At 72.9% G+C, this 13657-nt stretch carries 13 protein-coding genes; 10 read left to right on the top strand and 3 right to left on the bottom strand.

The genetic code is table 11. The annotated features are described in order from the left end of the window. Window positions 1-11: 11 nt before the first annotated feature. The 3 genes from HW130_RS27045 (at window position 12) to hutI (ending at window position 3905) form a co-directional block, all read left to right on the top strand. Entirely contained in the window at window positions 12-1226 is a 1215-nt protein-coding gene (locus HW130_RS27045) for an allantoate amidohydrolase (RefSeq protein WP_177152401.1), read from the top strand. Next, window positions 1217-2551 (top strand): formimidoylglutamate deiminase, encoded by a 1335-nt coding sequence (locus tag HW130_RS27040; RefSeq protein WP_177152339.1) that lies wholly within the window; start codon window positions 1217-1219, stop codon window positions 2549-2551. The genes HW130_RS27045 and HW130_RS27040 overlap by 10 nt, the downstream gene beginning before the upstream one ends. 187 nt (window positions 2552-2738) lie before the next feature. Further along, window positions 2739-3905 (top strand): imidazolonepropionase, encoded by a 1167-nt coding sequence (gene hutI, locus HW130_RS27035; RefSeq protein WP_177152338.1) that lies wholly within the window; start codon window positions 2739-2741, stop codon window positions 3903-3905. Window positions 3906-3925: 20 nt separating this feature from the next. Here hutI and HW130_RS27030 read toward each other — a convergent pair whose 3' ends face one another. After that, window positions 3926-4798 carry an NmrA family NAD(P)-binding protein gene (locus HW130_RS27030; RefSeq protein ID WP_177152337.1) on the bottom strand — a complete coding sequence of 291 codons (873 nt, stop codon included), beginning with the start codon at window positions 4796-4798 and terminating at the stop codon, window positions 3926-3928. Between the two features lie 89 nt (window positions 4799-4887). Here HW130_RS27030 and HW130_RS27025 point away from each other — a divergent pair, with 89 nt between their 5' ends. After that, a complete protein-coding gene (locus HW130_RS27025; protein WP_177152336.1) occupies window positions 4888-5592 on the top strand; it encodes an aspartate/glutamate racemase family protein in 705 nt (234 codons plus the stop codon). A 91-nt stretch (window positions 5593-5683) separates the two neighbouring features. Here HW130_RS27025 and HW130_RS27020 read toward each other — a convergent pair whose 3' ends face one another. Continuing rightward, window positions 5684-6712, bottom strand: a complete 1029-nt coding sequence (locus HW130_RS27020; RefSeq protein ID WP_375256591.1) for an RNA polymerase sigma factor SigF — start codon at window positions 6710-6712, stop codon at window positions 5684-5686. Window positions 6713-6994: 282 nt separating this feature from the next. Between HW130_RS27020 and HW130_RS27015 the strand changes: the two genes are divergently transcribed. The 6 genes from HW130_RS27015 (at window position 6995) to HW130_RS26990 (ending at window position 12067) form a co-directional block, all read left to right on the top strand. Beyond that, a complete protein-coding gene (locus HW130_RS27015) occupies window positions 6995-7363 on the top strand; it encodes an STAS domain-containing protein (RefSeq protein WP_177152399.1) in 369 nt (122 codons plus the stop codon). Window positions 7364-7541: 178 nt separating this feature from the next. Beyond that, a complete protein-coding gene (locus HW130_RS27010) occupies window positions 7542-8048 on the top strand; it encodes an ATP-binding protein (RefSeq protein ID WP_177152335.1) in 507 nt (168 codons plus the stop codon). A gap of 155 nt (window positions 8049-8203) precedes the next feature. Next, window positions 8204-8872: a peptidase gene (locus tag HW130_RS27005; RefSeq protein WP_177152334.1), complete on the top strand. Its 669-nt coding sequence runs from the start codon at window positions 8204-8206 to the stop codon at window positions 8870-8872. Continuing rightward, the gene (locus HW130_RS27000) at window positions 8833-9693 is read left to right on the top strand and encodes a hypothetical protein (RefSeq protein ID WP_309140591.1); all 861 of its coding nucleotides are present in this window, start codon (window positions 8833-8835) and stop codon (window positions 9691-9693) included. Before HW130_RS27005 ends, HW130_RS27000 begins: the two co-directional genes overlap by 40 nt. Before the next feature lie 2 nt (window positions 9694-9695). After that, the gene (locus HW130_RS26995; RefSeq protein WP_177152333.1) at window positions 9696-10700 is read left to right on the top strand and encodes a hypothetical protein; all 1005 of its coding nucleotides are present in this window, start codon (window positions 9696-9698) and stop codon (window positions 10698-10700) included. A gap of 14 nt (window positions 10701-10714) precedes the next feature. After that, window positions 10715-12067 (top strand): hypothetical protein, encoded by a 1353-nt coding sequence (locus HW130_RS26990; protein ID WP_177152332.1) that lies wholly within the window; start codon window positions 10715-10717, stop codon window positions 12065-12067. Between the two features lie 60 nt (window positions 12068-12127). Here the strand turns inward: HW130_RS26990 and HW130_RS26985 are convergent, their stop codons facing one another. After that, window positions 12128-13627, bottom strand: a complete 1500-nt coding sequence (locus HW130_RS26985) for a peptide MFS transporter (RefSeq protein ID WP_177152331.1) — start codon at window positions 13625-13627, stop codon at window positions 12128-12130. Between the last annotated feature and the right edge of the window lie 30 nt (window positions 13628-13657).

Here is a 13657-nt window from a genome sequence, read left to right as displayed (position 1 = left end):
CGTTCCACGAGATGTGGCGGGAGCTCAAGCCCATCGGGCGCAACGCCGACACCGGCGGATACCGCCGGTACGCGTGGACCGAGGCCGACCGCGAGTGCCGCGCCTGGTTCCAGGAGCAGGCCGAGGCGCGCGGGCTCGCCTACGAGACCGACCGCAACGGCAACCAGTGGGCCTGGCTCGGCGACCCCTCCGCGGGTGACGCCGTCGTCACCGGCTCGCACCTCGACTCCGTCCCCGACGGCGGAGCCTTCGACGGGCCGCTCGGTGTCGTGTCCTCCTTCGCCGCGCTCGACGAACTCCGCCGCAGGGGTGCGCAGTTCACCCGGCCGCTCGCCGTCACCAATTTCGGTGACGAGGAGGGCGCCCGGTTCGGGCTCGCCTGTGTCGGCTCCCGGCTCGCCGCCGGGCAGCTGACGCGGGAGGCCGCGTACGAGCTGCGTGACGGCGACGGGATCAGCCTGCCCCGGGCGATGGAGGCCGCCGGGTACGACCCGGCCGCCATCGGGCCCGATCCCGAACGGCTCGCCCGTGTCGGCGCGTTCGTCGAGCTGCACGTCGAGCAGGGCCGCGCCCTCGCTGCCATGGACAGCGGCTCCGCCGCGGGGACCGGCCACGCGGTCGGCATCGCCTCCGCGATCTGGCCGCACGGCCGCTGGCGCTTCGACTTCCGCGGCGAGGCGAACCACGCCGGCACCACGCGCCTCGTCGACCGGCGCGACCCGATGCTGACGTACGCGGAGACCGTGCTCGCCGCCCGCCGCGAGGCGGAACTCGCGGGCGCCGTCGCCACGTTCGGCAAGATCTCCGTCGAGCCGAACGGAGTCAACGCCATCCCCTCGCTCGTCCGCGGCTGGCTCGACTCGCGCGCCCCCGACCAGGCGGCGCTCGACGCCGTCGTCACGGCGATCGAGCACGCCGCGAAGGAGCGCGCGGACCGCGACGGAGTGGACCTGGCCGTCGTACGGGAGTCGTTCACCCCGGTGATCGAGTTCGAGCACGCGCTGCGCGACGAGCTCAACAGGATCCTCGGCGGTGCCGTGCCGGTCCTCGGCACGGGCGCCGGACACGACGCCGGAATCCTGTCCGCGTCCGTTCCGACCGCCATGCTGTTCGTACGCAACCCCACGGGGGTCTCGCACTCCCCGGCGGAATTCGCGCCCGAGGACGACTGCGTGGCCGGGGTGATCGCACTCGCCGACGTACTGGAGGGCCTGGCGTGCAGGTGACCTACTGGCTGGAACACGCCTGGCTCGGCGCCCACGTCGAGCCGGGTGTGGCACTGGACGTGCGCGACGGCAGCATCGCGGCCGTCCGCACGGGCGTGGACGCCCCGCCGCCGGGAGCGGTGGTCCTGCGCGGGCTCACCGTCCCGGGCCTGGCGAACGCCCACTCGCACGCCTTCCACCGCGCCCTGCGCGGCACGGTCCAGCTCGGCAGCGGCACGTTCTGGACCTGGCGCGAGGTCATGTACCAGGTCGCGTCCGGGCTGACCCCTCAGACGTACTTCACGCTGGCCCGCGCGGTGTACGCGGAGATGGCGCTCGCCGGGATCACGGCCGTCGGCGAGTTCCACTATGTCCACCACGCGCCCGGCGGCACGCCCTACGCCGATCGGAACGCCATGGGCGAGGCCCTGATCGCGGCCGCGGCCGAGGCGGGCATCCGCATCACACTGCTCGACACGGCGTACCTGTCCTCAGGCTTCGGCGAGCCGCCGAACCGGCACCAGCTGCGCTTCTCCGACGGCACGGCGGACGCCTGGGCCGAGCGGGCGGACGCCCTGAAGGACGGCGAGCACGTACGCATCGGAGCGGCGATCCACTCCGTACGGGCGGTCCCGGCACAGCAGTTGTCGACGGTCGCCTCCTGGGCGTCCGCACGCAACGCGCCCCTCCATGTCCACCTCTCCGAGCAGACCGCGGAGAACGACGCCTGCCTCGCGGCGCACGGAGTGACACCGGCCCGGCTGCTCGCCGACCACGGCGTCCTCGGCCCCCGCACCACCGGGGTGCACAACACGCACTTGACGGACGAGGACATCGCGCTGCTGGGCGGCACGGCGACGGGCACCTGCATGTGCCCCACGACGGAACGCGACCTCGCCGACGGCATCGGACCCGCCCCCGCGCTCCAGGCCGCCGGCTCGCCGCTGTCCCTCGGCAGCGACAGCCACGCGGTGATCGACCTGTTCGAGGAGGCGCGGGCGATGGAGCTGAACGAACGCCTCCGTTCGCGTACGCGCGGCCACTGGACGGCGGCGGCGCTGCTGCGCGCGGCGACGGCGGACGGCCACGCCGCACTGGGCTGGCCCGACGCGGGCCGCCTGGAGCAGGGCGCGCTCGCGGACTTCACCACCGTCACGCTGGACTCGGTGCGCACGGCCGGACCGGTGCCGAGGCTGGGCGCGGAGACGGCGGTCTTCGCCGCGGGCGCGGCGGACGTGCGGGACGTGGTGGTGGGGGGCCGCCGCGTCGTGCGCGACGGCTCGCACGTTCTGGTCCCGGACGTGGGCTCGGCGCTCACGGAGGCGGTGGCCGCGCTGCGCCGATGACATTGCCCCACCCGCCCTCCCCCTACGGCCTGGCGGCCGTGGGAGGTGCCCCCAGCGGGGCTGGATTTCGCGGAGCGAAATCAGCCCGTCCGGCGCTTGAGGACACCGCGCGAAGCGCGGTACCGGGTCCCGGGCGGAGCCCGGTTCGGGAAGGGGGTGGGGAAAAGGAACCCCCCGAAAGGACCCCATGACCACCACTCTCGTCACCAACATCGCCACCCTCGTCACCAACGACCCCGCCCTCGGCGACGGGCCCCTCGGGCTCGTCGAGAACGGCGCGCTCGTCATCGACGGCGACCGCGTCGCCTGGGCCGGCGCCGCCAAGGACGCGCCCGACGCCGACCTGCGGCACGACGCCCGGGGCCGCGCCTGCATCCCCGGCTTCGTGGACTCCCACTCGCACCTCGTCTTCGCGGGCGACCGCACCCAGGAGTTCAACGCCCGTATGTCCGGCCGGGCCTACTCCGCCGGCGGCATCCGCACCACCGTCGCCGCCACCCGTGCCGCGAGCGACGACGAGCTCGAGGCCAACCTCACGCGGTATCTCGACGAGGCCCTGCGCCAGGGCACGACCACGTTCGAGACCAAGTCCGGGTACGGGCTGACCGTCGAGGACGAGGCCAGGGCGCTGCGGATCGCCGCCCGGCACACCGACGAGGTGACGTACCTCGGCGCGCACGTCGTCTCCCCGGACTACGCCGACGACCCGGCGGCCTATGTCGCCCTCGTCACCGGCGAGATGCTGGACGCGTGCGCGCCGCACGCCCGCTGGGTCGACGTGTTCTGCGAGAAGGGAGCGTTCGACGGGGACCAGGCGCGTGCGGTGCTGACCGCGGGCAAGGCGAAGGGCCTCCTGCCGCGCGTGCACGCCAACCAGCTCGGCTACGGCCCGGGCGTGCAGCTCGCCGTCGAGCTGGACGCCGCGTCCGCCGACCACTGCACCCACCTCACGGACGCGGACGTCGACGCCCTCGCAGGCAGCGCGACCGTCGCGACCCTGCTGCCGGGCGCGGAGTTCTCCACCCGCGCCGAGTGGCCGGACGCGCGCCGTCTGATCGACGCGGGCGCCACCGTCGCGCTGTCGACGGACTGCAACCCGGGCTCGTCGTTCACGTCCTCGATGCCGTTCTGCATCGCGCTCGCCGTGCGCGACATGGGGATGACACCCGACGAGGCGCTGTGGTCCGCCACGGCGGGCGGCGCCGCGGCCCTGCGCCGTACGGACGTCGGCCGCCTCACGCCCGGGTCCCGCGCGGACCTCGCCCTGCTGGACGCCCCGAGCCATGTCCACCTCGCCTACCGGCCGGGCGTGCCGCTGGTGCGCGAGGTCTGGCGAGCCGGTAAGCGGGTCTAGCCGATCCGCTCGGGGCAGGGCTACGGCAGCAGGTGCGCGTAGCTGCGCGGGTGCGCGGCCAGGTACTCGCGCAGCGACTGCGCCGGGTGTCCCGTCAGCCGCGGCACCGCGTCCGAGACCGCGGCCATCTCGCCGGCGCCCATCGCCTCGTACGACGTGACCCAGCCCGTCACCTCCCACTCCTCGGCGCCGAAGCCGGCACGGGAGGCGTAGGCCTCGTCCTCGGACTCGGGGACGTAGCGCACGGTGCGGCCGGTGGCGCGGGTCAGTTCGGCCGCGGCCTCCGCGAGGGAGAACGCGGTGGGACCGGTCAGGTCGTACACCGCGCGGTCGTGCGGACCGGGCCCGTCGAGGAGCACGGCCGCCGCCGCGTCGGCGATGTCGTCGTGTGCGACGGCGGCCACCCGGCCCTGTCCGGCCGGGCCGCGCAGCACCCCGTCGGCGCCGGTCATCGCCGGGAACGCGGCGAGGTAGAAGTTGTCCCGCAGGAAGGTGTGGTGGATCCGGCGGGCCCGGATGTACTCCTCCGTGTGGAAGTGGTCGCGGGCGAAGGTGAACGTCGCGTCCGGCGCGGCGCCCACGAACGACATGTACACGATCCGCCCGACGCCCGCGGCGAGTGCCGCGTCCACGGCCGTGTGGTGCTCCTGGACCCGGCCGGGCGCCTCGTGCGCCGAGACGAGGAACAGCGTGTCCGCGCCGTCCAGGGCCCGCCGCATCGCCTCGCCGTCGCCGTAGGAGGCGGGGGGCGCGGCGACCGCGCCGGACAGCTCGGGCAGCCGGGCCGGATCGCGGCCCACCAGCCGGGTCGCGACGCCCGCCGCCGAGAGCCTGGCCGCCACCCGGCCGCCGACGCGTCCGCTCGCTCCGGTGACGGCGATGACAGGGGGCATGACGGGTGTCCTCTCGTACGGCCGGGCTGTGCGGACCAGTGTCACGGGCGGACGCACCCGCCCGGGCAGCGACATGCGACAGTGGCCCGATGCGAACCATCGGACTGATCGGCGGCATGAGCTGGGAATCCAGCGCGGAGTACTACCGGCTCCTCAACGAGCTCGTACGGGAACGCCTCGGCGGACTCCACTCCGCCAAGTGCGTCCTGCATTCCGTGGACTTCGCCGAGATCGAGGAACTGCAGGTCGCCGGCGAGTGGCAGCGGGCCGGCGACATCCTCGCCGAGGCCGCGAAGGGTCTGGAGGCGGCGGGCGCGGACCTGCTGCTGATCTGCACCAACACCATGCACAAGGTCGCCGGCCAGGTGCAGGACGCGGTCGGTGTGCCGCTGCTGCACCTCGCGGACGCCACCGCCGCGGCCGTGCGGGCGCAGGGCCTCGCCACCGTGGGCCTGCTGGGCACCGCCTTCACCATGGAGCAGGACTTCTACCGGGACCGGCTGGCCTCCCACGGCCTGACGGTCCTCACTCCGGACGCCGCCGGGCGCGCCCTCGTCCACCGGGTGATCTACGAGGAGTTGTGCCTCGGAGTCGTCCGCGAGGAGTCCCGGGCCGCCTACCGGCGGGTCATCGGCGAGCTCGTCGCGGAGGGCGCGCAGGGCGTCGTCCTCGGCTGCACGGAGATCGAGCTGCTGATCGGGGCGGACGACAGCCCGGTGCCCGTGTTCCCGACGACGCGGCTGCACGCGGAGGCGGCGGTGACGGCCGCGCTGCAACCGCCCGCCGCCCCCTGACGGGCCCTGCGGCCCCTGACGGGCTCCACGACGGGGGAAGGGCCCGTTCCTGACGGAGCGGACCCTTCCGGAGGCAGTGGGAGCGGTCGGCTCACTCCTCCAGAGTGAGCCCCCTGCGCAGCTTGACCAGCGTCCTTGTCAGCAGCCTGGACACGTGCATCTGCGAGATGCCGAGCTCCTCGCCGATCTCCGACTGCGTCATGTTCGCCACGAACCGCAGGCTGAGGATCGTGCGGTCCCGCGGCGCGAGCCCCGCGATCATCGGCTTGAGGGACTCGACGTACTCGATGCCCTCGAGGCCGTGGTCCTCGTACCCGATGCGGTCGGCGAGCGCGCTCTCGGTGTCGTCCTCCTCGGGCTGGGCGTCCAGTGAGCTCGCGGTGTACGCGTTGCTCGCCGCCATGCCCTCGACGACCTCGTCCCGGCCGATGCCGAGGCGTTCGGCGAGTTCGCCGACGGTGGGCGTGCGGTCCAGCTGCTGGGAGAGCTCGTCACCGGCCTTCGCGAGGTCGAGCCGCAGTTCCTGCAGCCGCCGCGGCACCCGCACCGACCAGGACGTGTCCCGGAAGAAGCGCTTGATCTCGCCGATGATGGTCGGCATCGCGAACGTGGGGAACTCGACGCCCCGGCTGAGCTCGAACCGGTCGATCGCCTTGATCAGGCCGATCGTGCCGACCTGGACGATGTCCTCCATCGGCTCGCTGCGCGTGCGGAACCGTGAGGCGGCGAACTTGACCAGGGCCAGGTTGAGTTCGATCAGCGTGTTGCGGACGTAGGCGTACTCGTGCGTGCCCTCTTCGAGGATCGTGAGCCGCTCGAAGAGCGTCTTCGACAGCGCTCGCGCGTCCAGCGAGTCCACCTCGTCGAAAGGCGGAATCGCCGGCAGATCCGCAAGGTCTTCCAGGCCCGCGGACTGCTGCTGTCCTGCAGGCGCGGCCTCGGTCACGGCGGCTTCGGCCGCCGCGTCGCACGCGGCGGCTGCCTGGGGCGCCACGTCGGTCGCGGCGGCGCCGGGACCGGTCGTCTCGGCGGGGTCGTGAGCGGTCGTACGGGCGGGGTGTGCCGACGGCGCGGTGGGGGTACGCGGTTCGTCGAGCCGGGGTGACATGGTCTCCTCCATCGTTCTCGGCATATGGCTGCCGATGCCATGCATGCTGCTGCGGTGAGCGGCGCCTCCAAAGCCGGCCGTGTCGGTGTGTCCTTACTAGCCCTACCGGCTCGGCAGGGCCGATCGCAAGTGGCGTATGTCGCGTATGTCCGCATTGGGGGGTAGTTCGGGTACCGGTCGACGCGGGGAAGGCGTAGGGTTCGTCGGGCGTCCGGCGCCGCCCGAGTGGCGGCGTGTGACGTGTGGCACGAAACGGTGGACGACGCAGCGAACGACACGGCGAAGAGGGACGGCATGGACCGCGAGACGGTCGGCAGCGTGAGTCGGGGCCGGCTTCAGGTCGAGGTTCGGACCGAGGGCCGCAGCGAGATCGTGCAGCCGGCGGGTGAGCTGGATCACCACACCGCCGAACTGCTGCGCGCGCCCCTGGACGAGGCGATCGATCGAGGCCGTGTGCGCCTGGTGATCGACTGTTCACGCCTCGATTTCTGCGACTCCACCGGGCTCAATGTTCTGCTGGGTGCCCGGCTGAAGGCAGAGGCCGGTGGGGGAGGGGTCCATTTGGCCGGGATGCAGCCCGTGGTGGCGAGGGTCTTCGAGATCACCGGAGCCGAGGCGGTCTTCACCGTGCACGACTCCCTCGAAGCGGCCCTGTCCGACTGAGTCCGGGGCCCGCCGTGCCGCACCTGTAGCCGGCGTCACGTGCGCCGTGCCGACCTAGTGGGTGTTGTCACGATTCGGTCGGGCAGGAGAACCCCCGCAGAACGTTGAACGCCCAATACTCTGCGTACTGAATCCATGGCGAACTGGTGAACCGGTGAATCGGTGAGGTGAAGCGCTGATGAGCACCACCCGGCAGCAACAGCCGGGCGATCTCGGCCCCGAGCCGGGAGCCGCCGCCGCGGCGCCGACCGTGCCCGTATCCGCCGCACCGGTCGGCGGCGCGGTGCGCAGGCTCTCGCTCGGCAGCGCCAGCGGGATCGTTCCGCTCGCCCGCGACTTCACCAGGCAGGCGCTCCACGACTGGGGCTGGCTGCCCGCCGGGACGGCGGACCGCAGGGCGGCGGCCGAGGACGTGCTGCTGGTCGTCTCCGAACTGGTCACCAACGCCTGTCTGCACGCCGAGGGCCCCGAGGAACTGCGCATCGGCTGCGACGGGAAGGTCCTGCGTCTGGAGGTCACCGACCGCGGCACGGGCCAGCCCGCACCGCGCACCCCGCACCGCGCGGGACGGCCAGGTGGCCACGGCATGTTCATCGTCCAACGCCTCTGCCTGGACTGGGGAGTCGTGCGGACACCCGGCTCGCCGGGGAAGACGGTGTGGGCCGAACTCGCCGCACCCGCGTGAGCGTTGCGCAGGCCGTTGCCGAATTCTCTTGTGGAGCACGCCGATACGGCGTGCTCTTTGTCTTCCCTCCCCAGGGCCCCCGGCGTACCTTGAGCCCCCGATCTGATGTGCCGTCAGTAACGCCGTCAGTCCATGCGCGCACGAGGGGAACCGAGGTGTCGTACCGGAACCGCAAGCGGACAGCTCTCGCGGCAGCAGCGGCCGTGGCGGGCTCGGCGGTGCTGATCGCCGCCCCCGCCGCGCAGGCCGCCGTCGTCGACGTCGACTACCAGTGCCGGACCCCCATCGGCCCCAAGGGGGCGGTCTCGCCGATCGACATCAGGGCCGAGAGGAGCGGCAGCGCCTACCGGCTCACGATGTCCTTCCGCAAGGGCGTCTCGTCCAGCCCGGTCGAGCTGGGCAAGGGCGCCATGAACCCGAGCGCGGTCATCCAGGTGGGCGGCGCGGACCGGGGAGAGGTGCGGGTGTCGGGCCCGGCCAACGCCGCGGCGATCCCCGCCGAAACGCCCATCAAGATCAACGACCTGTCGGGCACGTACACCCCGCGCAGGAGCGGCAAGGTCACCTTCACCGCGGGCGTGCTGACGATCAAGGCGCTCGGCACGACGACCACGTGCACACCGCGCAACAACCCGGGACCGTCGCTGGAACTGGACGTCACGGCGGCGGGCGGCGGCACGGCGTCCGCGTCCTCGCGGCTCCCGAGGACGGGCCCGCTGGACTCGGCCGTGGCACTCGGCACGCTCGGCGGGACGGTGCTGCTCACCGGTGCCGCGGGCGTCCTGTGGCTGACCCGGCGCGGCGGCGGCCGGGCCGCGGGCTGACCGTGCGGGCCGCGCTCGCGCTCGTCCTCGCGCTCACGGCGGCCCCGCTCCTCCCGGCGGCGCCTCCGGCGGTGGCGGCGTCCGGGCCGTGGGCGCCGGACCGCGCGTACCTGTACCTGGAGGGCGCGCCCGGCGCCGTACTGGAGGACCGGCTCACGGTGACCAACCGGTCCGGCGAGCCGCTCACCCTGCGCCTGCGGGCCGAGGCGGCGGGGCCGTGGATCGCGCTGGCCGCCCGTACGGTCACCGTCCCCGCCCGCACCCGCGCGGAGATCCCCTTCACCGTCACCCTCCCCGCGAGCACCCCGCCCGGCGGCCGGACGGCAACCATCACGGCGTCCGGCCGGGGCCGTGAGGAACCGGTGCGGCTCCATCTGCGGGTGCGCGGGCCGCTGTTGGCGGCCCTCACGGTCGAGGACGTGTCGTACGCGGACGGCTCGATCCGCTACGCCCTCGTGAACCGGGGCAACACGCCGCTGACGCCGCGGGTGGCGCTCCGCGCGGACGGCCTGTTCGGCGAGGTCCTCAGCCGCCCCGCCCGCGTGCGGGCCGAGCTGCCCCCGGGCCGCCGGGTCACCCTTTCCGAACCCTGGTCCGACCCGCCGCACCTGGACGCCGTGGACATCCGCGTGACGGCCGGCGCGCCGGGAGCCGCCCGGGCCGAGGCGACCGTCTCGCGGACGTTCGCGGCCTGGCCGGTGACGGCGACGCTGCTGACGTGCGCCGTGACGGCGGCGGCCCTGGTCCTCCGCCGCCGCGTGCCGAGCCGCCGCCGTGGCCGCACCGTCTCCGAACGCCGACCGCCGGGAGCAGGAGCCTGACCATGCAACGTGCCGTTCCCACCGCCCTGTTGGCCCTTCTGCTCCTGCTCCTGCCCGCGGCCTCCGCGCTGGGCACGCCCGCGCCCACCCCGACCGTCGAGCTGTCCGCGTCCCAGGCGGGCAAGGGCGGGGACCTCACCGTCAGCGGTGCCGGGTGGCGGGCGAAGACCCTGCTGATCCTGCTGATCTGCGGGAAGTCCTCGCCCGGCACGGGCGTCATCGGCGGCACCAACTCCTGCGCCAACGCCGACGGACGCGCGGTCACCACCGACTCCCGGGGCGTCTTCGACAAGAAGCTGCCGGTCGCCGAGCCGCCCGAGCCGTGTCCCTGTGTCGTGCACGTCGCCACCGTGACCGGGGAACAGCAAGTGGTGGACGCGGAGTTCGTCGTCGCGGGCCACCCCACCGCACCGCTTCCCGAGCAGACGGGCGACGGCCGCCTCGCCGTCCTCGCCCCCACCCGGCTGCAAGGCGCGTCGGGCCTGCTGGTCCTCTTCGGCGCCCCGCCCTCCCGGACGCTCGAGTTCACCGTCGGCAATCTCGGGACGACGCCCGTGAAGGACCCCGTCTTCCAGGTCGGTACCGCCCACGGGGTGTTCGCGCCCCAGTGGGAGGAGCAGCAGTGGCGCGGCACGATCAAGCCGGGGGCCAAGGCGCGGATCGAACTGCCCGTCCGGCTCGCGGCAGGGGCCCACGGCGACTACGCGGTCTCGGTGAAGTACGGCGGCAAGGTCGTCGCCGAACAGCCCTGGGGCGTCGGCCGGCCCTGGGGCGTGACCGTCTTCTGGATCCTGCTGGCCCTGGTGGTGCCCACGGCGCTGTTCCGCATCGGCATGGCGGTCGTCGACCGCGTACGGCCGCCGGGCTCGCGGCACGCCCGCCGCACCGGCCGGGCCCGCCCGCCCGCCTCCCCCTCGACCACCACGGCGGCACTGCCGTGGTTCACCCCTGACTCCGCACCGTCAGAGAACCGGACCGACCGGCCCACGACGAAGGGACATTCGTGAGTACGCAACGGAGGATGAGCGCGGCCGGGGTCGCGCTGATGCTCGGCGGCGCGGGGATCCTGCTGGCCGCGAGCCCCGCACAGGCCGCCGAGGTCTCGTACGCGACGGAGTGCGTTCCGCCGCCGATCTCCGGCCTGCCGCCCGTCCAGGGCACGACCACGGTGCAGATCACCGCGCCGGCGGAGGCCAAGGTGGGCGACGAGGTCGAGGTGGTCTGGAAGACGGTCCAGGCCGCCTCCAGGAACCCGGACATCCTGGACCTGCAGAAGGACACGGTCAAACCGACCGGCACGATCACCCTCGGCGGCGCCGCCACGGGCGAGCTGGCGATGGAGGGGCCCCGGCAGAACCCGCCGATCCCTAAGAACAGCCCGATGGTGCTGCCCGACATGAAGGGCACGCTGAAGCTGGAGAAGGCGGGCGAGGTCACGCTGACACCGGGGCCGTACGCCATCAACGTCTCGAAGCCGATCTCGACGGACACCAGGTGCGCGCCGAAGGAGACGGTCCGGGTCGGGGCGACGATCAAGGTGTCGCAGGGCGGCGGCACGAGTTCCGGAGGAGCCGCCTCCGGCGGCACGACGTCGGGCGGCACGAGCTCCGGCGGAACCGCCTCCGGCGGTACGACGGACGGAGGGGCGAGCTCCGGCGGCACGAGCTCCGGCGGCACGACGAGTGGCGGCGGCTCCGGCGGGACGTCCGGCGGCGGTGGCGGTGACCAGACGGACTTCGAGGGCAAGGAGATCGAGGTCGCCTACGAGTGCAAGACCCCCATCGGCGACAAGAACGCCGTCTCCCCGGTCCGCATCAACGCCAGGAAGAACGGCGGCGACTACGGGCTCACCGTGAAGTTCTCCAAGTCCGTCATGGACAGCCCGGCCGACATCCCCAAGGACTCGGTCAAGCCGTCCATGGAGGTGAAACTCGGCGGCGCCGACAAGGGCTTCGTCCATGTCGAGGGGCCGACGAACAAGGAGCCCATCAAGGCCGGCGACCCGATCGAGATCCCCGACCTGACGGGCACGTACAAGCCCGGTGCCACGGGCCGGACGACGCTGAGCCCGGGCGTCCTCACGGTGAAGGCGCTCGGCACGACCACCACCTGCACCCCGCCGGCGGACGTGCCGTTCTCCCTCGAACTCGACACCTCGGCCCAGCCGGGCGGAGCGGCCGGCGGCGGCTCCACCGGAGGGGGCGGCACGAGCGGCGGCGCCGGCGGCTCGGCCACGAGCGGCGGCCTGGCCCAGACCGGCGCCGAGGACACCGGCGCCCTGCGCGCCCTGGCCCTGGTGGCGGGCACGGCGATCCTGCTCGGCGGCGCGGTCTTCACGTTCACGCCGTGGCAGCGCCTGCGCGGCACCCGCTGAACGGCGGAGGGCCGCCGCACCGAATCGGTGCGGCGGCCCTCCGTGCGGGTACGGGGCGTGTCAGTGCACGCCGCCCATGAGCGGCTGCACCTTCCTGCGGTACATGAAGATCGCGACACCGCCGAGCACCGCGAGCGCACCCTGGCTGGCGAACCACCACTCGGTGTCCGTCGGCGCGCCCATCAGCTGGAGCAGGGCGATGACCGAGTCGCCGGCGGTGACGGCCAGGAACCAGACACCCATCATCTGGGACGCGTACTTGGCGGGCGCCAGCTTCGTCGTCAGCGACAGGCCGACCGGGGACAGGGTCAGCTCACCCACGGTCTGGATCAGGTAGACCGAGCACAGCCACAGCGGGGTCACCATGACGCCGCCCGCGGAGGCGGCCTGGGCCAGCATCATCACGAAGAACGAGGCGCCGATGAGCACCAGGCCCTGCGTGAACTTGACCAGCGTGCTGGGCTCCTTGGAGCGGCGGGCCAGCGCGACCCACAGCCAGGCGAAGACCGGGGCGAGCGCCATCACGTACAGCGGGTTCAGCGACTGGAACCAGCTGGCCGGGAAGTCGAAGCCGAACAGGGTGCCCGAGGTGTTGTTCTCGGCGAACAGGCTCAGCGTGGAACCGGTCTGGTCGTAGATGCCCCAGAAGACGGCGGCGGCGACGAAGAACCAGACGTACGCCGACATCCGCGAGCGCTCGACCGGCTCCAGGTCGGAGTCGCGCTTGATACGGATCAGGTACCAGGCGGGCAGGACGAGACCCAGGATGGTCAGCGGCCACAGCACCCAGTCGATGCTGAACGAGCCGGAGAGGCCGACGACGCCGTAGGCGGCGGCCGCGACGGCGAGCCAGAGCAGGGCCTTCTTGACGATGCCGGCGCGCTCGGCGTCGGACAGCGGGGCGGGCACCTGGTTCGACTCCGGGGCCAGGTTGCGGAAGCCCAGGAAGAAGAAGGCGAGACCGAGGGCCATGCCGACACCGGCCATGGCGAAACCGTAGTGCCAGTTGATCTTCTGGCCCACGTAACCGATGGTCAGCGGGGCGACGAAGGCACCGAGGTTGATGCCCATGTAGAAGATCGTGAAGCCACCGTCACGGCGCGGGTCGTTCTTGTCCCGGTAGAGGTGGCCGACCATCGTCGAGATGTTGGCCTTGAGCAGACCGGAACCGGCGGCGATGAGCGCCAGACCGATGAAGAACGAGATCTCCATGGGCAGGGCCAGCATGAAGTGGCCGACCATGATGACCGTGCCGGAGACCGCCACGGTCTTCCGCGCACCCCACACCCGGTCGCCGAACCAGCCGCCCGGCAGGGCGAGCAGGTAGACCATGGCGTTGTAGACGGAGTAGACGGCGACGGCGGTAGCCGTGTCGAAGCCGAGACCGCCCTTGGCCACGGTGGCCGACAGGTAGAGAACGAGCAGAGCCCGCATGCCGTAGAAGCTGTAGCGCTCCCACATCTCGGTCATGAAGAGATTGGCCAGACCGCGGGGGTGGCCGAGGAACGTCTTCTCCGGGCCGGCGGTGCCGGCCGAGTCCCTCGTCAGGCTGGACGCCATGTCGATCCTTGCTCGCTCGGGACGCGGCGC

The sequence above is a fragment of the Streptomyces sp. PKU-EA00015 genome (genome assembly GCF_013387495.1).
In the GTDB taxonomy this organism is placed as follows: Bacteria; Actinomycetota; Actinomycetes; order Streptomycetales; family Streptomycetaceae; genus Streptomyces.
This window is presented reverse-complemented; position numbering and strand designations above follow the sequence as displayed.

Excerpts from the sequence above, each read along its gene's own strand:
- HW130_RS27025 (WP_177152336.1), top strand. The coding sequence starts at position 4,888 with ATGCGAACCATCGGACTGATCGGCGGCATGAGCTGGGAATCCAGCGCG.
- HW130_RS26985 (WP_177152331.1), bottom strand. The coding sequence starts at position 13,627 with ATGGCGTCCAGCCTGACGAGGGACTCGGCCGGCACCGCCGGCCCGGAG.
- HW130_RS27045 (WP_177152401.1), top strand. The coding sequence starts at position 12 with ATGTGGCGGGAGCTCAAGCCCATCGGGCGCAACGCCGACACCGGCGGA.
- HW130_RS27030 (WP_177152337.1), bottom strand. The coding sequence starts at position 4,798 with ATGCCCCCTGTCATCGCCGTCACCGGAGCGAGCGGACGCGTCGGCGGC.
- HW130_RS26990 (WP_177152332.1), top strand. The coding sequence starts at position 10,715 with ATGAGCGCGGCCGGGGTCGCGCTGATGCTCGGCGGCGCGGGGATCCTG.
- HW130_RS27015 (WP_177152399.1), top strand. The coding sequence starts at position 6,995 with ATGGACCGCGAGACGGTCGGCAGCGTGAGTCGGGGCCGGCTTCAGGTC.
- hutI (WP_177152338.1), top strand. The coding sequence starts at position 2,739 with ATGACCACCACTCTCGTCACCAACATCGCCACCCTCGTCACCAACGAC.
- HW130_RS26995 (WP_177152333.1), top strand. The coding sequence starts at position 9,696 with ATGCAACGTGCCGTTCCCACCGCCCTGTTGGCCCTTCTGCTCCTGCTC.
- HW130_RS27020 (WP_375256591.1), bottom strand. The coding sequence starts at position 6,712 with ATGGAGGAGACCATGTCACCCCGGCTCGACGAACCGCGTACCCCCACC.
- HW130_RS27010 (WP_177152335.1), top strand. The coding sequence starts at position 7,542 with ATGAGCACCACCCGGCAGCAACAGCCGGGCGATCTCGGCCCCGAGCCG.